Origin of the sequence: Treponema sp. UBA3813, from assembly GCA_002368605.1 — a bacterium.
Classification (GTDB): domain Bacteria; phylum Spirochaetota; class Spirochaetia; order Treponematales; family Treponemataceae; genus Treponema_D.
In genome coordinates this window covers 136418-160963 of record DFEB01000019.1, presented here as the reverse complement: position 1 = coordinate 160963, position 24546 = coordinate 136418, and the positions used below count along the sequence as shown (strand labels likewise).

The 24546-nt window shown below is 42.7% G+C and carries 28 protein-coding genes; 18 read left to right on the top strand and 10 right to left on the bottom strand.

Translation table 11 applies throughout. The annotated features are described in order from the left end of the window. Window positions 1–3: 3 nt before the first annotated feature. Together B2089_RS02875 and B2089_RS02870 are read right to left on the bottom strand one after the other, a co-directional pair. Window positions 4–1089 (bottom strand): GmrSD restriction endonuclease domain-containing protein, encoded by a 1086-nt coding sequence (locus B2089_RS02875; RefSeq protein WP_296685798.1) that lies wholly within the window; start codon window positions 1087–1089, stop codon window positions 4–6. Then, the gene (locus B2089_RS02870; protein WP_296685794.1) at window positions 1089–2063 is read right to left on the bottom strand and encodes an adenine-specific methyltransferase EcoRI family protein; all 975 of its coding nucleotides are present in this window, start codon (window positions 2061–2063) and stop codon (window positions 1089–1091) included. Before B2089_RS02870 ends, B2089_RS02875 begins: the two co-directional genes overlap by 1 nt. Before the next feature lie 136 nt (window positions 2064–2199). Between B2089_RS02870 and B2089_RS02865 the strand changes: the two genes are divergently transcribed. The 9 genes from B2089_RS02865 (at window position 2200) to B2089_RS02825 (ending at window position 11589) form a co-directional block, all read left to right on the top strand. Further along, on the top strand, window positions 2200–2544 hold the full coding sequence (locus B2089_RS02865) for a helix-turn-helix domain-containing protein (protein WP_296326157.1): 345 nt from the start codon (window positions 2200–2202) through the stop codon (window positions 2542–2544). Between the two features lie 102 nt (window positions 2545–2646). Beyond that, a complete protein-coding gene (locus B2089_RS02860; protein ID WP_296326159.1) occupies window positions 2647–2856 on the top strand; it encodes a 4Fe-4S binding protein in 210 nt (69 codons plus the stop codon). Then, the gene (locus tag B2089_RS02855; protein ID WP_296685790.1) at window positions 2853–3455 is read left to right on the top strand and encodes a 4Fe-4S binding protein; all 603 of its coding nucleotides are present in this window, start codon (window positions 2853–2855) and stop codon (window positions 3453–3455) included. Before B2089_RS02860 ends, B2089_RS02855 begins: the two co-directional genes overlap by 4 nt. After that, window positions 3452–3841, top strand: coding sequence for a C-GCAxxG-C-C family protein (locus B2089_RS02850; protein ID WP_296326163.1), 390 nt, complete (start codon window positions 3452–3454; stop codon window positions 3839–3841). The genes B2089_RS02855 and B2089_RS02850 overlap by 4 nt, the downstream gene beginning before the upstream one ends. A gap of 108 nt (window positions 3842–3949) precedes the next feature. Then, on the top strand, window positions 3950–4264 hold the full coding sequence (locus B2089_RS02845) for a hypothetical protein (protein ID WP_296326166.1): 315 nt from the start codon (window positions 3950–3952) through the stop codon (window positions 4262–4264). Window positions 4265–4329: 65 nt separating this feature from the next. After that, window positions 4330–4830 carry a hypothetical protein gene (locus B2089_RS02840; protein WP_296685787.1) on the top strand — a complete coding sequence of 167 codons (501 nt, stop codon included), beginning with the start codon at window positions 4330–4332 and terminating at the stop codon, window positions 4828–4830. A 37-nt stretch (window positions 4831–4867) separates the two neighbouring features. Further along, on the top strand, window positions 4868–6874 hold the full coding sequence (locus tag B2089_RS02835) for an ABC-F family ATP-binding cassette domain-containing protein (RefSeq protein ID WP_296326171.1): 2007 nt from the start codon (window positions 4868–4870) through the stop codon (window positions 6872–6874). A gap of 109 nt (window positions 6875–6983) precedes the next feature. Beyond that, on the top strand, window positions 6984–9086 hold the full coding sequence (glgX, locus tag B2089_RS02830) for a glycogen debranching protein GlgX (protein ID WP_296326173.1): 2103 nt from the start codon (window positions 6984–6986) through the stop codon (window positions 9084–9086). Window positions 9087–9120: 34 nt separating this feature from the next. After that, the gene (locus tag B2089_RS02825; RefSeq protein WP_296326175.1) at window positions 9121–11589 is read left to right on the top strand and encodes a glycogen/starch/alpha-glucan phosphorylase; all 2469 of its coding nucleotides are present in this window, start codon (window positions 9121–9123) and stop codon (window positions 11587–11589) included. Window positions 11590–11663: 74 nt separating this feature from the next. Here B2089_RS02825 and B2089_RS02820 read toward each other — a convergent pair whose 3' ends face one another. Together B2089_RS02820 and B2089_RS02815 are read right to left on the bottom strand one after the other, a co-directional pair. Beyond that, the gene (locus tag B2089_RS02820) at window positions 11664–12902 is read right to left on the bottom strand and encodes a hypothetical protein (RefSeq protein ID WP_296326178.1); all 1239 of its coding nucleotides are present in this window, start codon (window positions 12900–12902) and stop codon (window positions 11664–11666) included. Between the two features lie 4 nt (window positions 12903–12906). Beyond that, a complete protein-coding gene (locus B2089_RS02815) occupies window positions 12907–13257 on the bottom strand; it encodes a hypothetical protein (protein WP_296685781.1) in 351 nt (116 codons plus the stop codon). Window positions 13258–13406: 149 nt separating this feature from the next. Here B2089_RS02815 and B2089_RS02810 point away from each other — a divergent pair, with 149 nt between their 5' ends. The 4 genes from B2089_RS02810 to B2089_RS02795 all read left to right on the top strand — a co-directional run bounded on the left by B2089_RS02810 (window position 13407) and on the right by B2089_RS02795 (window position 14914). Continuing rightward, window positions 13407–13754, top strand: coding sequence for a helix-turn-helix domain-containing protein (locus tag B2089_RS02810; RefSeq protein WP_296326185.1), 348 nt, complete (start codon window positions 13407–13409; stop codon window positions 13752–13754). Window positions 13755–13818: 64 nt separating this feature from the next. Then, window positions 13819–14067, top strand: coding sequence for a type II toxin-antitoxin system RelB/DinJ family antitoxin (locus B2089_RS02805; protein WP_296326188.1), 249 nt, complete (start codon window positions 13819–13821; stop codon window positions 14065–14067). Window positions 14068–14069: 2 nt separating this feature from the next. Then, on the top strand, window positions 14070–14327 hold the full coding sequence (locus B2089_RS02800) for a Txe/YoeB family addiction module toxin (RefSeq protein ID WP_296326191.1): 258 nt from the start codon (window positions 14070–14072) through the stop codon (window positions 14325–14327). 26 nt (window positions 14328–14353) lie between these two features. Further along, complete coding sequence (locus B2089_RS02795) at window positions 14354–14914, top strand: putative ABC transporter permease (RefSeq protein ID WP_296326194.1); 561 nt, start codon at window positions 14354–14356, stop codon at window positions 14912–14914. Between the two features lie 28 nt (window positions 14915–14942). Here B2089_RS02795 and B2089_RS02790 read toward each other — a convergent pair whose 3' ends face one another. From B2089_RS02790 to putP, 3 genes are all read right to left on the bottom strand, one after another. After that, on the bottom strand, window positions 14943–15962 hold the full coding sequence (locus B2089_RS02790) for a metal ABC transporter substrate-binding protein (protein WP_296326197.1): 1020 nt from the start codon (window positions 15960–15962) through the stop codon (window positions 14943–14945). Between the two features lie 147 nt (window positions 15963–16109). Next, complete coding sequence (locus B2089_RS02785; protein WP_296326200.1) at window positions 16110–16415, bottom strand: hypothetical protein; 306 nt, start codon at window positions 16413–16415, stop codon at window positions 16110–16112. A 125-nt stretch (window positions 16416–16540) separates the two neighbouring features. Further along, on the bottom strand, window positions 16541–18109 hold the full coding sequence (gene putP, locus B2089_RS02780) for a sodium/proline symporter PutP (RefSeq protein WP_296326203.1): 1569 nt from the start codon (window positions 18107–18109) through the stop codon (window positions 16541–16543). A 142-nt stretch (window positions 18110–18251) separates the two neighbouring features. On the opposite strand from putP, the gene B2089_RS02775 reads away from it, so the two are divergent. The 5 genes from B2089_RS02775 to B2089_RS02755 all read left to right on the top strand — a co-directional run bounded on the left by B2089_RS02775 (window position 18252) and on the right by B2089_RS02755 (window position 23460). Continuing rightward, window positions 18252–19952, top strand: a complete 1701-nt coding sequence (locus B2089_RS02775; RefSeq protein ID WP_296326206.1) for an SGNH/GDSL hydrolase family protein — start codon at window positions 18252–18254, stop codon at window positions 19950–19952. A gap of 168 nt (window positions 19953–20120) precedes the next feature. Further along, window positions 20121–21347 (top strand): adenylosuccinate synthetase, encoded by a 1227-nt coding sequence (locus B2089_RS02770; RefSeq protein WP_296685773.1) that lies wholly within the window; start codon window positions 20121–20123, stop codon window positions 21345–21347. 199 nt (window positions 21348–21546) lie between these two features. Beyond that, a complete protein-coding gene (locus B2089_RS02765; protein ID WP_296326214.1) occupies window positions 21547–22452 on the top strand; it encodes a hypothetical protein in 906 nt (301 codons plus the stop codon). A 2-nt stretch (window positions 22453–22454) separates the two neighbouring features. Then, window positions 22455–23039 (top strand): Gx transporter family protein, encoded by a 585-nt coding sequence (locus B2089_RS02760; protein WP_296326217.1) that lies wholly within the window; start codon window positions 22455–22457, stop codon window positions 23037–23039. Further along, the gene (locus B2089_RS02755; protein ID WP_296326219.1) at window positions 23029–23460 is read left to right on the top strand and encodes a hypothetical protein; all 432 of its coding nucleotides are present in this window, start codon (window positions 23029–23031) and stop codon (window positions 23458–23460) included. Before B2089_RS02760 ends, B2089_RS02755 begins: the two co-directional genes overlap by 11 nt. Here the strand turns inward: B2089_RS02755 and B2089_RS02750 are convergent. The 3 genes from B2089_RS02750 to B2089_RS02740 are packed head-to-tail and all read right to left on the bottom strand — an operon-like array spanning window position 23450 to window position 24483. Next, the gene (locus B2089_RS02750) at window positions 23450–23875 is read right to left on the bottom strand and encodes a hypothetical protein (protein WP_296326222.1); all 426 of its coding nucleotides are present in this window, start codon (window positions 23873–23875) and stop codon (window positions 23450–23452) included. The genes B2089_RS02755 and B2089_RS02750 overlap by 11 nt on opposite strands. Window positions 23876–23923: 48 nt before the next feature. Beyond that, window positions 23924–24253, bottom strand: coding sequence for a type II toxin-antitoxin system PemK/MazF family toxin (locus B2089_RS02745; RefSeq protein ID WP_296326227.1), 330 nt, complete (start codon window positions 24251–24253; stop codon window positions 23924–23926). Further along, window positions 24241–24483, bottom strand: a complete 243-nt coding sequence (locus tag B2089_RS02740) for an AbrB/MazE/SpoVT family DNA-binding domain-containing protein (protein ID WP_296326230.1) — start codon at window positions 24481–24483, stop codon at window positions 24241–24243. Before B2089_RS02740 ends, B2089_RS02745 begins: the two co-directional genes overlap by 13 nt. Window positions 24484–24546 lie beyond the last annotated feature (63 nt).

Below are 24546 nucleotides of genomic sequence, written 5' to 3'. Positions count from 1 at the left end.
ACGCTATTTGTCAGATTTTCTTCTATTACATTCCCTACAAAGCATCTGACAGTTTTCAAGATTTGTTTTACCTCCCTGACTCCACGGAGTTATATGGTCGGCTTCCATTTCTTCAAGCTCGAAATGTTTACCACAGATTTTACAAATTCCGTTCTGCTTTGTATATGCCTGCAACTTTTCATTATCCGAAAAGGCACGGATTGAAAGATACTTCTCATTTCTTGTAAGTACATAGGGATAAATTCCCGATTTTTTCGTCACATCGTCGTCGAGTATCAGTTTTTTGATTTCATCTTCCAATTTTACTGTATCGAATTCCGCATCCTTATATTTGTTGTACAGTTCGCCCCAGTTTATACCTTTTGTATATTTAGGTCGTTTTGTAGGAAACACAGCTTTTACCCATGCGATTACTTTCTGAAAATATACCCACAGAGCGGAAGCGTTTTCATCATGCTGATGAATTCCCATGTACTCGTCAATCTGACCGTTTGAAATCCAGTCAATGGCTGTCTCCAAGATTTCCTGACGGTTTGCAGTTCCGCTTACATAATCGCCACCGAGCGAAACAGCAGGACAACCGATTTTTGAGAAATACTTTTTAGCATCCGAAACCCATGAACCGCAGTAAACTGCATTTCTCAACTCTTGCGGAGTTAATTTTTCCCCTGCAATATTTATGCGCTCGAACCATTTTAATTTTTCGCTGTTCGTTCCGCTACAGATGTAAACATTGAGTTTATAATCCAGGATTTTTTTCTGCTCGTCGTCCTGCAGGTTGTTGAAGAAACGCATTATATGCGCGAAGTCGCCGTTCACATACTGGCAGATTGAAATTGTCCTTTGCTGACCGTCAATTACTTCAAAAGTTCCGTCGCCACGGTCTGCCCAATACATTACATTGAGCGGAAAATTCTGTACGACAGAATCTATTACGGCATCGCGCTGTTTTTCTTTGTAGACGAATTCTCTCTGATAGGGCGGGCGCACGTCAAGCTTTCCACCGTATGCCACAACGCCGCCTTCCGCATTGTCTGAAAAGCCGTTTGTAAGTTCCCGAATTGTTATTTCTGTCTGTTTTATTTCCATTATTTTCTCCGCTGAATTATGATTCTTGCAAATTTTGACTTACCGTTTATGGCAAGCCTGCCACCAACTAAAAATTCTTTTGGAACTGTATAACGGTCAAGACCAATTATCTCAAACTGTTCTGGATTATATTTATCCAAAAATGTAATTGGAACGCCCATTTTTCCATAATAGTCCATTGGTATTTCTGCAACTTTCGGAATACTGATACAATCATAATTATCAAATTTCGGATATTCTTCTGCTGAATAAGACTTATATAAAATCAAATCTTCATGACGCTTTGCAATATCAAGATTTGTATACCAGCAGATGTTTCCCATACTCCGCCATTTCTGACCTGTTTCATCCTGCCAATATCTTGTTTCTCGTGGAGCGTAGTATTCTGGAACTTTAAATGCCATGTCACCGGCCTTATATCCCAGCCATAGTTTGTTTTCTTTGAAAAGTTGAAATATATCTTTGTAGGTTATATTGTTCTGACTTCCGATTATCAAAAACTTTTTATTGTACTCAATCAGTTGCGCAACATACTCTCTGAAAAGGCTGAATGGAGGATTTGTTACCACAATGTCGGCTTCTTTTAGAAGTTCAATACATTCCTTGCTTCTGAAGTCTCCGTCACCCTGTAGTTCTCTGATTCCAATTTCTTCTACAGTTGGAATTTTGCTACCATTTTTCTCACCGCAATATTCAAGGCTGATTGCTTTTTCGCTGTTGTTCTGGCTGAACAAATCCCGCTCCTGATTTTTATAGCAGGTTGTAATCAGTTTTTTCAAGCCCAGCGTTTCAAAATTGTAGGAAAAGTAATGAAAGAAATTGCTTACTCGCGGGTCATCGCAGTTGCACAGTACAGTTTTACCTTTGAAGTGTTCTTTATAATATTTAAGCTCGTTAGAAATATCATTTAACTGAGTGTAGAACTCATCTTCTTTTGCATCCCTGGCTTTTCCGAGACTCGCGTTTTTTGCCATAAAAATTTATTGAACTCCAATACTTCCAAAAGGTTTTAAATTATATAAAAAATCCCTTTTGGTATTTTTATTGATATAATAATACCCATTGGAATTTTAATAAAGAGATGAGTACCAATTGGTTATAAAATAAACTATGACTTTTTGGGAAAATGTAGATGAAGAACTAAAATTTTTAGGAATGGAGAGGAAAGAACTTGGCAAAAAAGCAGGTTTCCCAGAGTCTTACATTTCAAAAGGAATTTCTCGAAAAAGTTGCCCTCAGGCAGATTTGGCAATAAAAATCGCTTCTGTTTTGGAAGTTTCTGTAGAATATCTTGTGAACGGAAGTGAAGGAATCAATTCAGTAAAAAACTATGATGAGGAACAAAATCAACTTCGTCTTTACCGTAAACACTCAGAAATCATAAAAAAATGTGAAGAGCTTTCTTCCGAAAAAGAAAAACTTCTTGTCGATTTTTTAGATAAATTCGCTAAGTAGTTTTCCAACTTTTCTCTATTTATGTGACATCATCACATACAAATCATTTTTTTCCTGTTAAATTTCCTCTCAGATGCAAAAAATCTGTGTCTGAGAGGTACTATGGCAAAATCAAAAAAATATGCGGGCGTGGATAAGTCTCGCTGCGTGGCCTGCGGAGCTTGCGGGAATGTGTGCCCGCGGGGTGCGATTTCGGTCTTTCGCGGCTGTTATGCGAAGGTCGATATTGACTTGTGCGTCGGCTGCGGCTTATGCGGAAAAACCTGTCCTGTGGGCTGTATTGCTCCTGTTGAGCGGGAGGCCAGCGCATGAAGTCATTAAATCAAAAACACTGGTACAACTATCTTTGGATATGGTCGATTATCTATTTTTCATTGGGATTTTTTAACATACTCTTTGCTTGGCTGGGCATGATTGATTTTCTTCTTCCGCTGGGATTTGCGATTTTTGGCGGAAACAAAAACTTCTGCAACAATTTCTGCGGGCGGGGGCAGCTTTTCAATTTACTGGGGAGCAAACTCCGGCTTTCCCGCAACAAGACCACACCCCGCGCCCTTTCTTCAAAATATTTCCGCTGGGGATTTTTGATTTTCTTTCTGACTATGTTCGGAAATATAGTTTTTCAGACTTGGCTTGTGGCCAGCGGGGCAGAGAATCTTCGGCAGGCGGTTAAGCTTTTCTGGACTTTTAGACTTCCATGGAAATGGGCTTATACGCCTGGACTACTTCCCGAAAATTTTGATTGGGTGGTACAATTCAGTTACGGCTTTTACAGTCTCATGCTCACATCGACGCTGATTGGCCTGATTGTGATGCTTTTGTACAAGCCCCGCTCATGGTGCACGTTCTGCCCCATGGGAACAATGACGCAGGGCATCTGCAAATTGAAGATTAAAGAGGTACTAAAATGACGATTCGGGAAAGGGCGGATATTGCCGCAAACCTTAAGGCGACCGGGCAGTGTAATTGCTGCCAGGCGGTCACGAAAGTTCTTGCCGATACGACAGGCGTAGACGAGGCGACTTTGCAGAAAATGTCCGCTGGCTTTGCGGCCGGAATGGGCTGCATGGAAGCCACTTGCGGCGCGCTGATTGGAGCCAACATGATTTTAGGACTTCGCACCGACGGAAACGGCACAGTCCGCCAGAGCCGGGAACTTCTCTCAAAATTCCGGGAAAAGTGCGGAGCCGTAACCTGCAAGGATTTGAAAGGCGCGGAAAGCGGAAAAGTCCTCTGCGAGTGCGCGGATTGCGTTCGGAATGCCGTTCTTGCCCTTGGGGAAGTTACTGGAGAATAAAAAACTACAAAACCTTATTCACCTATAAGCCTTACATCTCACATAGATTCTATCTTTTCTGACTTTATGCTATAATTTTTTAGAAAAACAGGAATTTGTGTGATAAAAATGACAAAAGAAGAATTTATAAAAGCGTCAAAAAATTTTGCTAAATATTATTGCGGAATCAAACTTCCAATCGATGAAAATTCCTTAATCGAAAGGGAAGGCTGTAATTATTTCTTTTTTTTCGAGCTTGCCTCTGAATATGTGGATAATGATGATAACGATGTTGAGTGTACTTACTGGTACTCGGTTTCAAACTACAAAGACCAGCGCCCAGAAGACGGAATTGAATTTGCCACGGGAATCGACGGCCGTTCTGGCGACCATTTTTTTATAAGTTGTAAAGACTGGCAGGAAGAAAAAAACATAAAAAAATGAACAATCTTTTTATCCTTGGTGTAGTTATTTTACTAATCGCTTTTATCAGTAAAATTTTAAGCAGAATGACAGCCGACAAAAATATTGAAAATTCCTTTGCCGATTTAAGGGATACGTCTTCTGAAATGACAAATGAAAATGAAATACCTGAAGAATTTGATGAAAAATATTTTGAACGCTGTCAGAAAGGTGAATCACACCAGCTGTTTTTGAAAGTAGCATCATTACAGGATTGCACCATGATTCAAAGTCTGTTTGCATCACAAGGCGTGCCGTCTCATAGGGAGCATGAGCATTTTAATTCGATTTATGGCTCAGGAACATCAAATCTTCTTTCAACGACTTTTTCCATTCAGCTTTGGATTTTGACTGCTGATTATGAAAAAGCCTTTGAAATTGCTCGCGATTTTGTACAACAGAAGTGCGAAAATTTAAAATCTCACGAGCAGAAAAGCAAGGGGCATAAATTAACAGAAGGAATTCTTGCAATTCTTTTCTCCCCTTATCCGATAACAAAATCATATCAGCTTTTGGGAATCACAATCTTCCCAAAGTCTGAAAAATAATGGAGAATCGCGACCCCTCCTTGTCGCGCTGTGAATTATGAACATACTTTCTGTAAATGGACTTTCTAAAATGGGGCGTGAAGCTCCTCTTTTTAAGGATGTCACTTTTGGCCTTAACGAAGGCGACAAAGCCGCCATTATCGGACGAAACGGAACCGGCAAATCCACGCTTTTGAATGTAATTGCGGGAGTCCTGCCAGCTGATGACGGTCAGATTACGATAAACAAACTATCGGGAGTTAGTTATCTTTCCCAGAATCCTGAATTTGACGGAAAAAACACAATCCGCGAGCATATTTTCAAATCAGAAAGCCCCAAACTCAAAATCATCAGAGAATACGAAGATTTATGCGATAAAATGGCCGATGGACTAACTAACGGTCAGCAGAAACGCTTCGACGAACTCACCCTTGAAATGGACAAAGGCAATCTCTGGAACTATGAAAGCCAAATCCGCTCGATTCTGGGAGTTCTCGGCATCAACGACTTGAGCCGCAAAATGAACGAGCTTTCAGGCGGCATGGTCAAAAAAGTCGCGCTGGCGCAGGTTCTGGTGGAGGATACAAAACTTCTTCTTCTGGACGAGCCGACTAATCACCTGGACATTCAGACGATTTACTGGCTGCAGAATTATCTTCACGACACAGACCGCACAGTTCTCATGGTCACTCACGACCGCTATTTTCTGGACGCGGTCTGCAACAACATTTTTGAGCTTTTCCGCGCCCGACTCAAGCTTTATCAGGGAAACTATTCCACTTACCTTGAAAAAAAGGAAATCGAGGCGGAAATCGAAGAGAACACCGAGCGGCGGATTGAAAGCGTGCTCCGTTTTGAGCGGGACTGGCTCCGCCGCGGTCCCTGCGCCCGCGGGACAAAGGCAAAGGCCCGGATTCAGCGGGACATGCAGCTCATAAATCGGGAAAAATTCGCCAAGGACAAGGGCTTTCAGTTTGAAGTGGCCGGCCGCCGACTGGGCGGGAAGATTCTGGAGCTGCACGGAATCAGCAAGAATTTCTTGAAAACTTCGGACAATGCGCCGGTCATCCGAAACTTCTCTTACACTTTCAGCAAGGGCGAGAAAATCGGCATTTTCGGCGGGAACGGCAGCGGAAAATCCACTCTCCTCAACATCATTACCGGCAACTTACCGCCGGACTCAGGCGAAGTTATAAAGGGCGAGAACACTTTCTTCGGCTACTACCAGCAGAACCCGGTCTTCAAAGATTTGAGCCTTACCGTCCTGGAATACATCAAGGAAGCCGCCGACATCGTGCACATGAACGACGGGAAGACGCTGAGTGCAAGCCTGTTTTTGAATCACTTCGGCTTTGAAGGAAAAATCCAGCACTCCATGCTCTCCACATTGAGCGGCGGCGAGCGAAAGCGGGTTTTCCTGGTGCGCCTTCTGATTTCCAACCCCAACTTCCTGATTCTGGACGAGCCGACCAACGACTTCGACATCTTCACCATGAATATCCTCGAAGAATTCCTCTTGGGCTACAAAGGTTGCCTACTCATCGTTAGTCACGACCGCTATTTCATGGACAAAATCGCCGACACCATGTTTATTATGGAAGAAGACGGCGGAATTTCCGGCTTTGTGGGAAAATGCTCGGAATACATTGACTATCTTGAATCAAAAAAAGCTGAAGTGGAGCAGAATAAACATACGAACGATAGTTCTAAAAAGCTAAACAATGCTGTGCCTGAACCGTGTCTTTTAAACGGGGCGCTGCGGGGTGTCCCCGCAGAGGGGGTAGCGGAAAACGGTAGCGTAGCGAACGCTTGTAGCGAGGGGGAGACTTCCCCCTCTAACGGAACAAAACCCAAGGCTAGAAAAAAGACCTTCAAAGAACAGAAAGAATTTGAAAATCTTGAAAATGAAATCATGGAGTTGGAAGAAAAAAAATCTGCCCTTGAAGAGCAGATGGCTTCCTCAGATTTTACTCTGGCGCAAAAGGCTGGCGAAGAATACAAGTCCGTCGAAGAAAAACTAAACTCCGACTATGCCCGCTGGGAAGTGCTTGCGGAATTGGGGTGAGCTGCCTTTCTTGGAAAAAGGCACGGCTGTCGAAAATATAATTCTTTCTTTATCAGTATTCTAAAATTATCTTTAAATTCCGCGGCTTTTGTGTTAAAATCTTTCCAATATGGACTCTATTCGGATTTCAGCTGGCAAGGCTCTGAGGCCTGGAACTACGGTAACGGCAAAGGGCGTTTATTTTTCTGTGTTCAGCAGAAATGCAAAAAAAGTTTTTCTCGATTTGTACTCATCTCCAGAAGACGCAAAGCCTTATCACACGATTGAGCTGAATCCAGAGACTAACCGCACTGGCGATTTGTGGCATGTTTTTGTCGAAGGCTTAAAGCCGGGCGATTTGTATCTTTACCGTGTTGATGGTCCTTTTACGCCGGGGCGCGGGCATCGTTTTGACAAGAATCAGTCTCTTTTCGACCCCAGGGCAAAGGCTTTTTCTGAAGGCTCGGTTTTTAAATACATGCTTCCCGGAAAAGATAAATATATGGAAAAATATCCTAAATGTGTCATTGTCGATGATGAAGATTATGATTGGGAAGATGATAAGCCGCTTTCAATCCCCCTTGAAAAATCAATCATCTACGAAATGCATGTCAAAGGATTTACGGCTTCTCCTTCATCAGGGGTTGAGCATCCTGGAACTTACCGCGGCGTAATCGAAAAAATCCCTTATCTCCAGTCGCTTGGAGTTTCTGCGGTGGAATTGCTTCCTGTCATGGAATTTGACGAATACGAAAACACGAATGTAAATCCCCGCACTGGCGCGCGAATGAAAAATTACTGGGGCTACAGCACAATCGGTTTCTTTGCTCCAAAATGTTCTTATGCCAGCGATAGAAGTCCGGGCGGCTGTGTCCGTGAATTCAAAGATATGGTAAAGGCTCTTCACAATGCGGGAATCGAAGTTCTTCTTGATGTAGTCTTCAATCATACAGCCGAGGGTAACGAAAACGGCATCTCCCTCAATTTCCGGGGCTTTGACAATTCAATTTTCTATCACCTTGTCCATGACCACAAAGAATACTACATGAACTATTCTGGCTGTGGTAACGCGGTAAATGCAAATCATCCTGTTGTGCAGGATTTTATCATGGACTGCCTGCACTATTGGGTTCTTGAAATGCATGTGGACGGTTTCCGTTTTGATTTGGCAAGTGAACTCACTCGCGATGAAAATGGCTTTCCTTCAGACATCGCGCCCCTCACAAAGCGTATTTCCGAAGATTCAATCCTACGGAACACAAAAATTATCGCTGAGCCCTGGGATTGCGGCGGTGCATACCAAATCGGAAATTTTCCCGGCGGCAGATGGTGCGAATGGAACGATCATTACCGTGACGGAATCCGCCGCTTTATTCGCGGTGACGAGCACACTTCAAACGAGGCGGCGACTAGAATCGCAGGCTCAAACGATTTGTATGCTTTGAGCGGACGCGGCCCGATTCACTCAATCAATTTTGTCACTGCTCATGACGGCTTCACACTTAACGATTTGGTCACTTACAACAGCAAGCACAACGAAGACAACGGCGAAGAAAACCGTGATGGTAACGACAATAATTTGAGTTACAATTATGGTTACGAAGGCCCGGTCATCAATCCAAAAATCGAAAAAGTCCGTGCCCGGCAAATCAAAAATTTCTTCACCACGCTTTTGATTTCTCAGGGAACGCCAATGTTCGTTGCGGGCGATGAAGTCCGCAGAACGCAGAACGGCAACAACAATGCCTACTGTCAGGACAATGAGCTTTCATGGTTCAACTGGGACGATGTTAAAAATAATTCCACGATGTTCGATTTCGTGCAGAAATTGATTACTCTCCGAAGCCAGCACCCGGTATTTCAGCGGCGCAATTTCTTCGGTGGAGCTGCCACAAGTCAGTTTGATAATCCGCCGGACATCAGCTGGTTTAATTTTGACGGAACCGTTCCTGACTGGAAGAAAATGAACCGCTATCTTGGATTCCGCTTGGGTGGCAAGGCTAACGGTCTTCCGCGAGACGACAATGATTTTTTTGTCGCCATGAATATGGATATCCACGATTTGACGATTACGATTCCGAAACCTTCAGCAGGGCGCACATGGTACCGGGCAATCGATACTTCAATCGAAAACAAAACGAGTATCCTGCTGGGCGGGGATGAAGAAACTTTAAATTCCCAAGAGCACTATGTCATTTTGGCAAACAGCATCTTGGTTTTAATAAGCAAATAAAACGGTCGGTGCAAGACCGAAAAAGGAGTTTTATATGAAATTTGATGCAGAGAAATTCAGAGAGAATCTTTCCGCTCGTCTTCGCCGACAGTATGGAAAGGACATTTCTCAGGCAAACAGCCATGACTTGTTCGACGCAGTTTCTGCTTCAGTTCAGGAATTGATTATGCCTGCCTGGATGGCAACACGAAACGCCTACGAGAAAAAGCCTACAAAGCAGTTGTACTATCTTTCTGCTGAATTCTTGATGGGACGCGCTTTGAGCAACAACCTTATCAACCTCGGAATCAAAGAAGAAGTCAAAAAAGTCCTCGATGACATGAACATCAATATCAATCTTATCGAAGACGAAGAGCCGGACGCAGGTTTGGGAAACGGCGGCTTGGGACGATTGGCGGCTTGTTTCTTGGATTCTCTCGCAACTTTGGACTATCCTGGACACGGCTACGGAATCCGCTATCAGTACGGAATGTTCGAACAGAAAATCGAAAACGGCTATCAGGTTGAATATCCTGACAACTGGCTCAAACACCGCGATCCTTGGGAAATCAAACGCTCTGACTTGGCTGTAACCGTTAAATTCGGCGGCGAAATCAAATATGGCAAAACTCCAGACGGACAAGATCGCTTCTACATCGAAAATGCAGAAGAAGTCACCGCAACTCCTTACGATATGCCGGTGGTCGGTTTTGACACAAACACTGTGAATACCCTCCGCTTGTGGCAGGCTTCTTCTCCAGACGGATTCGACTTACAGCTCTTCAACGACATGCGCTATCACGAGGCAGTTGTCCGCCAGAATGACGCAGAGAATGTTACGCGAGTTCTTTATCCTAACGACAACGGGCCACAGGGAAAAGTTCTCCGACTTAAGCAGCAGTATTTCTTCTGTTCGGCTTCATTGCAGGATTTGGTTCATCACTTCGTTGCAAATTACGGCACGGATTTCTCAAAATTCCCGGAATTCCATGTTATCCAGCTTAACGATACTCACCCGGTTGTGGCAATTCCTGAGCTTATGCGCATTCTCATGGACGAATACGGCTTGGGCTGGAACGCATCTTGGGACATCGTTCAGAAAACATTCGCTTACACCAACCACACGATTCTGGCAGAAGCTCTTGAAAAATGGGATATCTCAATCTTCCAGGGCTTGCTCCCGCGAATTTACCAGATTGTCGAGGAAATCAACCGCCGCTTCATGATTGAGCTTCGTGCAAAATTCCCAAGCGACTATCAGAAGCAGAATCACATGTCTATCATCCACGATGGAAAAGTCTACATGGCATGGCTCGCAATTCATGCAGGATTCAGCGTAAACGGTGTTGCTGCCTTGCATACAGAGCTTCTCAAAAATCAGGAGCTCAAAGACTGGTACGAACTTTATCCAAAGAAATTCAACAACAAGACCAACGGTATCACACAGCGACGCTGGCTCTTGAACGCAAACCCGGAACTTTCTGAATTCATCACAAAACGAATCGGTCATGGCTGGGAAAAGGATTTGACCAAGCTCAAGGAACTTGAAAAATTCGCTGATGATGACGCATCTTTGAACGAGCTTATCACAATCAAACGCCACAACAAGGAAGCCCTCGTGGAATTCCTCAAGCACAAGCAGAACGAATTCCTTGACCCGGATTCGATTTTTGATGTTCAGGTCAAGCGACTCCATGAGTACAAACGACAGCTTCTCAATGTGCTTCACATCATGTATCTCTACAACAAAATCATTGAAGACCCAAGCTATAACGCACCAAACCGAACATTCATTTTTGGCGCAAAATCGGCTTCAGGCTATCGCCGGGCAAAGGCAATCATCAAATTGATTAACACTGTTGCTGAGCGCGTAAACAACGACCGCCGAATCGGTGGCAAACTCCGTGTTGTCTTCATCGAGAACTACCGTGTTTCTGTAGCAGAAAAAATCTTCCCGGCAGCAGATGTTTCTGAGCAGATTTCGACCGCCGGTAAAGAAGCTTCTGGTACATCAAACATGAAGTTCATGGTCAACGGCGCACTCACAATGGGTACACTGGACGGTGCAAACATCGAGATTTTCGAGGAAGCAGGCAAAGAGAACGGATTTGTCTTCGGTCTCACCACTCCAGAAATTCTCAAAATGGAAGAAGAACATTCTTACAACCCGCAGCAGTATCTTGAACGAAATCCTGCCCTTGAAAAGGTCATTGAGCAGCTCGTTGACGGCACTTATGACCCAAGCCGACAGATTTTCAAAGAGATTCATGATTCTTTGGTCTACGGTGTTGAAGGTCAGCGCCCGGATGTTTACTATGTCCTCGCCGATTTCGACAAATATTGTAAGGCTCAGGAAGAGCTTGCAAAAGCCTACACAGACAAAAAAGGTTGGGCAAAGAAAACTCTTATCAACATTGCTAATTCAGGTAAATTCTCGTCAGACCGCACAATCGAAGATTATGTCCGCGACATTTGGCACTTGAAGAAAGTAGTTGTTGAAGACAGCGAGATTAAGAATGCCTAGTGCCTAATTCATAACGCACAATTTTCGCCCGCAATTCGGAGATTTTCCCGACATTGCGGGCGTTTTTTGTTGTGTTAAATACTGCTAAACTTATACGCTAAAAAACTTACTAAGATAACTATACCAAAAATGATAATCAATGGTAGAATCTTGTTTTCAGTCTTAGATTTCTCATTGTTTGGTGTTGGTGGAAGAATTCCATTCATTTTTTCAGATAATATCGCCTTGTATTTCAGATATTGATTGTTCACTTCATTTTTTAGTTGTGATTTTTTCTTTTCTGCTTCCGTTTGCAATGATTCATAGTCAACAATTTTTGCTTCTAGTTCATCGAAATCAAAACGCGAATATGACTCCGCAAACGCTGGATTTTTTTGAATGTAATCGTTTGAAGCATTAATGCACTTTTGCAAGTTTGTTAAGAACTCTGCATATAGTTTTGCTTTTTCCTGTAATTTCTTAATTTCCTGATAAACTGTATATTCATAATTTTGGATTGTATATTTTTGTTTTGCATCAAAGAATTTTTCAAATAAATCTGGAAGCTCATCAACTTTAGAAATAAAATTTTTTAGTTGTGGTCCTCGCAATTCCAAAGTTCGATACGGATTTTTTAATTCTTGGAGTAGTTCGCCTTCAATTAGTAGAATTCCGTCCCAGTTTGGTTTTTCTTTTTCCTCAATCTTTTCTGGAAAGTTCGCAAGCTTAATTTTTTCAATTTCTTCAAGCTTTTTCAAACCAGCTTTAACCGAAAAGTAAACATCGTAAAAATTTTCAATTTCTTTTTTTTCATCATCTGGTATATCATTGTATTTTACTTGGATACTTTCTAGTGTTGATAAAAAATATTCCTTGTCTTGAATTTGAGTAAAACTTTGTGTATTGATTTTAAAAGTATCTATTTGTGAAAGCAGTTTTTTTGCCTCAAGAGCAATAAATTTTTTATCTTTTTTTTGGGAAAGCGATTCGTTAATCTTTTTTAAGTTGAAGATAACATCACGGGCAAAATTTTCACGTTCATCGTTTGAAATCTTTTTGATTACTAGATTAGAAAAACTTTCTAATTGCAAACCGAGATATGATATTTGATAGTCAATTTGTTGTGAAAGTCCTATAAAACCTTGTTGTAGAGTTTCTTTGACTTCTTGTAGCAGAAAAGCATTCCTTTTTGTAGCGAGAAGTTTTTTTGTGTCTATATCAAGACCTGCTTCAGCAACACCGAGGCTTCGTTGCTGAAGCCAAAGAGATTCTTGTTGTAACTTACGAATATCAAGAACAGCGAAATCTCGTTGCATTTCAAGAAAATCAGACATTTGGTTATATCTCCTTATTTATCTTTACATATTTGTTGCATTTATATTCAGCGAATTCCAGCCGCACAAAAACTGCTCCGATTGTAGTAAAATTACAAGGAGAAGAACTGTCATATACAGGGAATGTTTGCGTATACCAGGTATGATTTATAGACAAAGAACTGTTCAACTCTTTATATGCCTCATAAAATTCGGTTATTGTGACTTTCTTTATTGTACTAGGCAAGTTATAAGCAAGGGCTGCTTCACCGTTTTTTGATAACATTCCTAGTAATTGGCATGTTGATTTTGGTTTTTGCACAGTTTCGTGGCTAATTTTGGTGATTAGTTTAACTAATTCATCTTTTGACAACATTTTCATTTTTCCTTCTTTAAATTTCGCATAGACAATATTCTCTCATTAAAAATATTGCAACTGCAATAAATCTATTTTACCAAAAATCGCTAATAATGCAAGTGCAATAAATTTACATGGTAAAATCGCAACTGTGATAAAGTCAATTCATGGGATTTTGGCAGAATGTTGATAATGAATGTGAGTATTTGGGAATAAGTCGCAAAGAACTGGCAAATGCTGCCCATTTTTCGGTAAACACGATATCTTCAGGAATCAAGCGAGATGGAATGCCTGAAGCGGATTTAGCGGTAAGAATTTCAAAAGTCCTCGACATTCCGATTGAAACGCTGCTTGGAATGGAGACCGAAATCTCATCAATCGATAAAACGAATTTTGAAAAGCAGAAGAAATTATTTTCTATTTATCTTCCCTACATCATGAAAATTGAGAAAATGCCCGCACAGTACAAAAAAGCTCTTTTTATGTTAATTGAGAATACTCCAGAACAAGCTTAAATTTGCTTTTTCTCATACAGTGTGTTACATTGTATTCATATATCAAGCATTTAGGAGTCAATATATGGCAACAATGAGCATTAGAACAAATGATGAGCGAAAATATTCTTTTGAAGGATTCTGTGAGTCTATCGGAATTACGGTGACAGCCGCAGTGAACATGTTTATGGCAGCCTGTCTCAGAGAAAGCCGCATTCCTTTCGAGGTTAGGGCCGACCCGTTTTGGAGCGAGGAAAATCAGGAGCGGCTTAGGGAGTCGATAAAGCAGTTTGATGAAGGGAAGTTTTCTCAACATGATTTGATTGAGGAATAATTATGAATAAAAACTGGTCAGATATCGCATGGGAAGATTATCTTTCACTTCAATCAGATAAAAAACTTTTAAAAAAAGCAAATGAACTTTTAAAAGATATTGATCGCAATGGCTATACAGGGCTTGGAAAACCAGAACCTTTAAAAGGTGAATTTTCTGGATTTTGGAGTCGACGAATCGATGACTACCACAGAATTGTGTATAAAATTGAAGACGGAAGTGTTTATATAGCTTATTGTGGAACTCACTATCACAAATAATAAACTATCCAATATAGGAGGTCGACATGAATCTTCCAAAAAGATTTTCTGAGCTTGATGATTTTTTCTTTGTCGCGCTTTTGATTGGCGTGTTTGGCGCAATCGGTGGATTTTTGTATGAGACCGTTTTTTATCGGCTTGCCTGGGGCTATTTCGTCAAGCGGGGAACTACTTTCGGCCCATGGATTCCGATTTACGGCGTGGGCGCGATTTTTATGGCGGTTTCTGTCTGGCGATTCCACAAAAATCCTCTGGCGATTTTTTTAATCAGTTTCTTTGTGACAGGAATTTTGGAATTTTTAGTCGGATTTGTGCTTTTTCATTGTTTTGACGGACTTCGTCTCTGGGATTATTACACAGAACCCTGGAATTTCGGAAATATCGGCGGTTATGTCTGCTTACGCTCGGTGGGAATTTTCGGGATTTTTGGATTTTTGCTTTTTTACGGCGTGATTCCTGTGATTCTTATGATTCAAAAAAAATTGCCGCGAACGGCATTCAGAATAATTTCCTGCTCGCTCGCGGCATTGTTTGTTTGCGACATAATCCTCCACATGATTACGCATGGCTTGAATCACGGGATTTAATGGAAGACTTTCAGTCAGTCTTTAAGATTTATCTTAAGGCCTCTTTCAAAACTTCAAGATTCTTTTCCATTGCGCCGAGATAGGTCGCGCCTTTTTTAATCTGCTTGGCCGTCGTTGACTGGAGCGAATCAAAAATAAGCACTTTCGCCTTTTTGTTCTTGCTGTTTGAAATCACGGTCTTTGCGATTTTGCCGTTACCGCTTTCAATCTGGCAGACCCGCTGCAAGTCAAGCTCATTCACTTTCTCAGAAAGGAAAACGATTGTCTTGAAGCTGGCCTCGCTTTCGGCAGAACATCCGCTGAATGCCGCGTAATATTTAAGGCCGTAATCGTCCACGAGGTAGCGGAATGGGAAGCGATCGCCGAACAGGAGGGTATTTTTGCTTGCTGCCTTTACAGCCGCCTCATATTTTGCGTCCAAATCAGCGAGCTTTTTATTGTAAGAAACGAAATTTTTCTTATAGATGTCTGCATTTTTAGAATTAGCCTGACAGAGAGCGTCACAAATCGCACTAGTGAGAATCTGGGCATTTTTGAGGGAAAGCCAGACATGCTCATCAAGTTCTTCCTCGTCATCGTGGTCGTGTTCATCGTGATGATCTCCGTCATGCTCATGTCCGTGCTCATGCTCATCATCATCGTGATGGTGTTCATGCTCCATTCCCTCAACAATTTCCTCTGCCTTAACCCGGTCGCCCAGAACTTCAAGCAAATTGATTACTTTCTGATTTGGGGATTTGACATTCTTCAGAACATCGTCCACCCATTCATCGCTTTCACCGCCGACATAAACAAAAATATCCGCGTCCTGAATCTTTGCGATGTCCTTTACGCTGGGCTGGTAAGAATGCAAATCCACGCCGTTGTTCAAAAGCAGGGTAAGATCCACATCGTCAGCCTTTTCACCGACGATTTCCTTTACCCAGTCATATTCCGGGAAAATCGTAGTCACGACTTTAACTTTATTCTCGTTCGAAGCCTTTTTCGCAAAAGCCGAACCCATTCCAAGGGCAAGCAAAATGCCCGCAAATGCAAGTAATTTTTTCATATTCATTTCCTCGATTTTTTTTTGGCGCAGTTTTATTGGCAACCGCCCTTCCGCAGCTCAGTAGCCCTCGGTCCCCTGCTACCGCAGGCGACTGGCTTCGCCACTGCTACACGGCGGGCGCGGCATTATCTGTAAAATCGGGAATCATCAGTTATTGAGACGGGTTTTTTCTGAAACCGGCGTTTTTGATACACGAATCGCATTCACTGCAAAACGCGAGACTACGGCAAAAAAGAAAGTGTTATTTTGAAGTGAAATTTGAGGTGCGGGATTGAGATTCTGGAAATTCGTCCTTGCCATCTGAATGACCGCGCAAACCGGGCAATCCTCACCTGAGCAGTCATGGTCAAAATCCGCATGAACAAAAAAGACAGAAAGGCAAAGAGACGCAAGCAGCAGGAGCGCCAGCCAAAGCGAAACTTTTTCCTTCTGTCCTTTTAAAATGAATTTCATGCAACCTCACCGCCTCAAATTTGAGAACGAATCTCAAATTACACGAGAGCGATGATTTTGTCAATATGAGAACGAATCTCAAATTGTGTTTTTATGTATGTTTTAATCGCTTTTAGAAATTCAGCTTAGTGTTTCCAAGCCTTGTATCGGTCGTATTCTTCAAGCATTTTTTCGTCTTTGTTTTTGTCTAGGATTGAAACCAGTACGCTGAAAACCAGACAAATAACGAAGCCCGGAAGAATTTCGTAAAGGCCGAAAATCGGGTGTACGCTTGCAGAAAGATTGTGCCACAAAACAACCGCCGCAAATCCCGTGACGAGACCCGCAATGGCTCCTTTTGCCGTCATGCCCCGCCAGTAAAGGGCCAGCAAAACGAGCGGGCCGAAAGTCGCGCCGAATCCTGCCCAAGCATAAGAGACGAGACCGAAAATTGAAGAATTCGGATTGAGTGAAAGGAAAAGGGCAACCAAGGCGATGATGAAGACAGTGAAGCGGCTTACATTCAAGACCGTTTTTTCGTCCGCGTTTTTGTTGATGATTCCCTTGTAAATATCCTGACCAACCGCGCTGGAAGCCGCCAAAAGCTGACTGTCTGCCGTTGACATTGAAGCCGCAAGAATCGCGCAGAGGAAGATTCCGCCGATGAAAGCCGGGTACATTTTGAGCATTGTCGCGCTGAATACAGTCTCCGCGTCTCCAAATTCAGTAACGCCCTCTACGACCACATTTTCAGCTCCTGTTCCCAAAAGAACGCCGTGCTTCAAGAGGTAGGCCGTTCCCAAAGTTCCGATGAGGAAAGTTCCGATGTAAGAAATGACCATCCAGACCGTGCCGATTCGGCGGGCTTTTTTTATTTCGTCATTTGAGCGGATTCCCATGAAACGGACAATGATATGGGGCATTCCGAAGTAGCCCAAGCCCCAGGCGAGAGCCGAAGCGATGGACATTCCCTTGTAAGAAGCGTTGCCCTCAAAAGCCTTGCGGATATTCTCGCCGAAGTCGTTCGCAAGGGCGCGGGCATCGAATGACTGAACATGAGCGATTGCCTCGCTAGGTCCGCCCAAAGCGAAAACCGCGATTGTTGCGGAAATCACGAAAGCGACGAAAATCAGAGTTCCCTGAACGAAGTCCGTGGTACAGACCGCAGTGTAGCCGCCAGTAATCGTATAGCAGAGGATTACCAGAAGCCCGATTGCAAGCCCCGCATGATAGGGAAGGCCGAAAACGGAATTGAAGAGCTTTGCGCAGGCAACGAAGCCCGAAGCCGTGTAAATCGTAAAGAAGAAAACGATGAAAATCACCGACAGAACAGAAAGAACATGTGATTTGTCCTTGAATCGGTTGGTGAAGAATTCCGGAATCGTGATAGAGTCACCGAAAGAAATAGAGCATTTGCGCAGGGGTTTTGCCACGAAAAGCCAGTTGAGGTAAGTTCCCACGATAAGACCCAGAGCCGTCCAGAAAGTCTCTTTGACGCCGCCCAGGTAACACAAGCCGGGCAAGCCCATCAAAAGCCAGGCCGAAGAATCCGAAGCCTCTGCCGAAAGAGCCGTGACCCAGGGACCGACCTTGCGGCCGCCCAAGAAAAAGTCCGATGAGTTGTTGTTTTTGCTCGCGTTGCGCAGTCCGATGTAAATCATAAATCCGAGATACAAAACGAACGCGATGATTTTTGCGATTAATGCTGAATCCATTTTTTTCTCCTAACTTTTTATTTTGAAAGAGATTTTATCGGAAATTACGAAGATTTTAAAGGGAAGAGACAAATTTATGTCTTTCTTTTAAAAATCAAGAATTGTATAATAGAAGTATATTTTAAAATCAGGAGACACAGAAATGAAAAAACTTCTTTTCGCTAGTCTTGCTTTGATTGCAGGACTTTCTTTCTCTTCATTCGCACAGGATGCCGCAACAGCTAAACTTGAAAAAACAGAAGCTGTCGTTGCTACAGAAATTGCTGTACCTGATGCAAGTGGTCTTTCACGAATCTTTATTGTTGGTGATTCAACTGCTTCACCTTTCAATGATCCGTATTATATTCCTCGCTTTGGATTTGGTACAAAAGTTCAGGATTATCTCGATTCATCAAAAGCCGCTGTTGTAAACTTGGCTGTCAGCGGTCGTTCTTCAACAAGTTTTATCTCAGACCCTGGCTCAGCAAAAAATTATGATCTTCTCAAAAAGAATATTCGTAAGGGGGACTATCTCATCATTGCTTTCGGTCACAACGACGAAAAACTTGAGGCAGAGCGCTATACAGATCCAAACGCTGGAAAAGATGATGCCGGTTCATTCCAGAATTCTCTTTATTATAACTATGTAAAACTTGCACAGGATGCAGGCGCAACTCCAATTCTTGTAACACCAATCGTTCGCATGAGCAAAACTGGTGAGTACACAGGTTCGGTCGTTCATGTCACAACTGGTGATGAAAAATTCCCAGGCGGTGATTATCCAGAAGCAATCCGTGATTTGGGAGCAGAACTTAAAATCATTGTTGCCGATCAGACTGAAAACACAAAAGCTCTTTATGAAAAAGTTGGTGCAGATGCGAAGAAGTTTCATGCTATGACTGGCTCAAAAGAAGCATCTCTTGATACAACACACTTGAATGCTTATGGTGCCGCAGTTGTTGCTAAAATGCTTGTTGAAGATATCGCCTCAAAAGATGCGACTTTCAAAGGTTTCCTCGTTGCAAATCTTCCAGAGCCAACTTACAATCTTGAAGCACTCAAAAATCCATCTTATGTAGAGCCTGGCTTTGGAGCTCCTTCAGAAAAGAGTTCAGTCTTTGTAACAAAAGATCCGTGGTGGGGTTCTGCATTTGGTAACATTGGTGGTGCAACAAACGCTTCTAATCCTGAATATTTCGGAATTGAAGAAACAGAAACCGGAGTTATCATGCACTCTGGTAAAAAAGACGGAAGTAAAGATGTTGGTAAAATTGCTTCTTCAGAAGACGGAATCTTGTTCTATTTCCAGAAATTGCCAATTGATAAAGACTTCACAATTAAAGCAACTGCAAAAGTTCTCAACTTTAAATCAAACAATCAGGTTTCATTCGGTCTTATGGCTAGAGATAATGTTCTCATCGATGACAATGTAGCAGGTTTTAACAGCAACTATGTTGCAGCAGCGCCTCTTAAAGTAAAAAATGAGAACTGGTCTGCAGGATATGCCCGAATCGATGCGGCTTTGAATGAAAATGAGCATGTTGTTGAGTCAGTTCCTGTTAAAGATACAGTCGTTGATCTTTCAATTGTAAAGAAGGGTTCTGAATTTACTGTCAAATACGGAAAAGAAGAGCCTGTTACATACGAAATCAACTTGGGTGAATTCGATAAAGAAAACATGTATGTCGGTGCATTTACATCACGCAACTGTTATGTTGAATTTACAAACCTTTCTCTCAGCTATGCGGGTTCTGGTTCAGCAGGTGGCGCAGGAGCTTCGAAAGCAATCATTATCGTGATTATCGTTTTTGTTCTTGCGGCACTTTGTTTTATCGTTCTCAAAAAGAAAAAGAACACTAAATAAAATTAGGGCGAAGTGAATTGCGCCTTATAATCCCCCGTGAAATATGAATTTGCGGGGGATTTTTTTTGCTTGTATATAGCTTCATTGAAACAAAATGCTCTTTGTGCTAAAATCTTCTGTATTTTGTGCTGAGAATTTTTGCTCGGCTAATCCATTTTGGGGGCTTTTATGAAGGTCGTTGTAATCGGTGCTCAGTGGGGCGACGAAGGAAAAGGAAAGATTGTTGATTACTTGGCAGAAGACGCTAAATATGTCGTCCGCTATGCAGGCGGTCCAAACGCTGGCCACACAATCGTCGTAGATGGCAAGCAGTTTGCTCTTCATCAGGTTCCGTCTGGAATCCTTTACCCGAACAAATCAGTTTTCCTCGGAGCCGGCATGGTTATCGACCCGGAGGCACTTTTCAACGAGCTTCAGATGCTCAAAGACAATGGCATCAACTGGGAAGGCCGTGTTTTCATTTCTGACCGTGCCCACATCATTCTTCCGGGCTACCGCCAGATGGACAAAGACCGGGACGCAAGCCGCAAACGCCCAATCGGAACAACTGGCCGCGGAATCGGCATCGCATACTCAGAAAAAGCACACCGAGATGGTCTCCGCCTGGCAGACCTTGACTGGCCGGAGAAAATGGCTGAGTTCGAGGGCGAAAATCTCGAATATCTCAACAAATACAAAGACAAACTCATTGAAATGCGCGTCGATTTGACAGCTAAGATGTACGAATACCGCAACGAGAATATCCTCTTTGAGGGCGCTCAGGGCGCAATGCTGGACATCGATTCGGGAACATATCCTTATGTTTCTTCAGGTGCTTCTTGTTCAGCAGGCGCTGCAACTGGCTGCGGAATCGGCCCTAAAGATTTGGATAAAATCCTCGGTGTTTTCAAAGCTTATCAGACACGAGTTGGAAACGGCCCAATGCCGACAGAGTTCAACAATGAGAGCGAAGGCGAGCTTTGCGAGTATGTGCGCAAAACTGGCCGTGAATACGGTGTAACGACCGGCCGCGCCCGCCGCTGCGGTTATCTTGACCTGGTTGCTCTCCGCTATGCCTGCATCACAAACTCAATCGATTCTTTGGTTCTTACCCATCTTGACATTTACGACACATTTGACGAAATCGAAGCCTGCGTTTCTTACGAAATCGACGGCAAAATCGTCACTGACTTCCCGGCAAGCGTTCCTGCAATGGAAAAGGCAAAACCTGTCCTCAAAAAGTTCAAGGGCTGGAAGAAGAGCCTCAAGGAATGCCGTTCTTACGAAGAGCTTCCAAAAGAAGCTCGCGACTATGTAGAATTCATCGAAGACTACACAAAAACCGAAGTCGGCATCATCTCAGTAGGCTACGAGCGCAACGAGACATTCATCCGTAAGAACCCTTGGAGCAAATAAATTAAGAAAATTGTCTGCAAGAATGCGGACGGCAAGAACGCACCTCAATCGGGGTGCGTTTTTTTTGCGCTAAGGATTGTAGCCGCGCCGCAGGCGTTCCGGAGGAATGAAGTGCGTTAGCACGGAACGGCGGAAAGCCTGACCCGAAGGGGAGCGCCCTTTTATTCACAATTCTTTTTAAAATGCCGAAAATAATAGCATGAAATCGTATGCATTTATTTTTTTTGCGGCTATATTAAGCATTTTTATTTCTTGTGAAAAATCTGCACTTACAGAAGATTCTGAAGCCGTTGAGCCGATTCCCGTTGAGACTTTCGTTGAAGGAAAAATTCTTGCCAAAAAGGGCGAACTTTGTCTTTATGGGCGAGATTTTGAAATGCATCCCGTGATTAAACTTTCTGCCGGCGCAGAAATTTCTGTTCTCGAAATAGACGGCTTGATTGATGAAAAATTTATTCCAGAAAAGGGGGAGGTTGGACTAGAACAAACTAACGATAGTTCTGATTCAACTGAAAACGCAGACAAAAGCGCTCAAACTTCCCAAAAGGGCACAGGCTATGTGCATGTTGTGCATGAGAATATGGATTTTTGGCTCGATAAGTCAGTTTTTGCCCTGAATTGCGAAAATGCAGTGGCCATTGAAAAAGCCTTTTTGTATGCTGATCCGGCTTTGACCGAAAAAATGAGCAGCCCCCAGAGTCCTCTAAAATTTGCCTCACTTATTGCAGTCTCAAAATCTCAAGGGGAAAATCCTTCTGAAAATCAAAATGCCATAAAAGTCTTTTTTTATGATTCGGCTGAAAACTCCGTTCGCCAGGCTTTTGTTTCCTCGGCTTCAATCAGTACAAAAATTGATGATATTGTTGTAAGCCAGATTGCCGAGGAATTGAAAGTTACGAAGCGGGCAGTTCCCCGAAATGAACTCTTTGCGAGAGCGGCGAAGTATAAGCCTTGTCAGAAAGTTCTGGCAGCCCTGAACGCGCAAAAAACTGAAACTCAGACGAACAGTTATCAGGAAGTGCTAAAATCGATGCAAAGAATGTCTTTTGGCGTGAATGTGGATGAACTTTTGACCGTAGACCAATCTAAAGATCCTTTCAAGTAATAATGAAAAAACTTGTTTCTTTTCTTGCCGCGCTTTGCCTTTTCCTCGCCGCGATTGAAAACGCGATTCCCAAGCCTCTGCCGTTTTTGCGACTGGGACTTGCGAATCTTCCTGTAATCCTTGCGCTTTTTTTTCTTCCATCAAGAAAGATTTTGCTTTTGGTTTTATTTAAAGTCTTGGCTCAGGGAATTATTTCGGGAACGCTTTTTACCTATGTTTTTTTGTTTTCTTCGGGCGGGTCATTTGCTTCCGCTCTTGCGATGATGGGATTGTATGCTTTGTGCGGAAATCACCGTAGGAATGAAACTAACGAACGGAAGTTATTTTCTATTTCCGCTGTGGGAATAACTCTTTTCGGTTCGCTTGCAAGCACTTTTGCCCAGCTTTTTTTGGCTAGATTTATTTTGTTTGGAGAAAATGCAAAGTATATCGCGCCGATTCTGCTTGTATCAGGTTTGATTACAGGTCTTCTTCTGGGGATTTTCGCCGAACTTTTTATGCAGAAGTCGAATTGGTTTAAGGGGCTTTTGACGGATTTTTCCGAGACTGCCACAAAATCTGATGTGGAGAAATCTGATGAAATCTGAAATACTTTTGACAGCCGCTGTCTGGCTTTTCGTGCTGATTTTTTTCATTCTTGCCTGTGTGAAAGGTCGCCGGATTCGGCTTTTGCCTTCGCTCTTTATCGTAATTTTTGTTACATTTTTTGCACTTTTGGCACCGTCGGGGGAAGTTTTGCTATCAATCGGTAGTTTTAGAATCACTTCGGACTCACTTTTGCTTGGCTTACGAAGGAGCGGAATCTTGGTTGGAATGGTTTTCCTCTCGCGCTTGATTATAAATCCCCAAGTGAAAGTAAAAGGAAAAGTGGGAAACAAACTAACGGAAGTTTTCTTTTATCTTAATCTGCTGACCGAAAAGAAAATCAGCTTCAAAAAAGGACATATTATCGAAGCTATAGACGAGAGACTTTGTGAAATCTGGGAAAAGGAATCTACTACTTGTTGATAAGCCAAAGCCCCGCCAGGCAGAGAAGGATTCCCGCGATTTTAGTCAGAGAAATTGCCTCGTGATAGCCAATCATGGCCACAAAAATCAGCGCGATGGCGACAAGCCCGTTTGCCACAGTTGAAAGAGTGCTTACTTTCCAGCCGGCCTTGTAGGCGAAGATAAAGCCCACTTCAAGCCCGGTGATGACAATTCCAAGAACGACGGTCGCCCAGTTTGCCAGGCTGAATTCCTTGAGAAGATTCCCGCCCTTTGAGGTGACGAAAAAAGCAAGCGCAGAAAAAAGCGTCGCCACGCCGTAAGTCACGGTCATGGAAGCGTAGGTGTTCATCTGCGGCGGAATTCCCTTGGCGCAAATCTGATAAAGTGTGTTTGAAAAAACGATGACGGCAAGTGGCCAGATGTAGTGAAACATGGTGAATCTCCTGTAAAAATTGAATTGCGTGAGGCTGTATTTCCCAACTTAGTCAACCAGCATTTCTTTTATAACTCTTTTTACCTCTGAAACTTCTTTTTTTGTTATTTTTCCCAAATGTTTTACAAGTCGAATGCTATCTACAGTTCTTATCTGATCCAAGACTATCCAACCTTGCTTTCCTTCAAATTTTACTGGAATTCTTGTTGGATATGAGTGCGATTTTGTCGTCATTGGAGCAACAATGATTGTATCTATATTATGGTTCATCTCATCTGGAGAAATAACAAGGCATGGGCGAGACTTCTTTATTTCATGCCCTACGGTCGGGTCAAGGTTCACAAGATAGACATTGTACTGATTTACTACCATTCCCATTCAAAATCTCCTGATTCAGGAATTTCTTCCAAAATATCCTCTTTGTTTTCGTGCATAGAACAAAAGGCCTCTGCCCAATCAGCACGGGGAATATCTTTCACAGGAGTAAGAAGGATGCCTTTCTCGGTAACTTCCATATTCATTTTATCTTTGACGAGAAATTTGTCCAATACAAGCTTAGGGAATCGTATTCCACGAGAATTTCCGATAGGAACTACAGGAACTAACATTGTATGCCTCCTTATAATGTAATTATTATGTAATAACATAATTCCGTCAAGAATTTTATGATG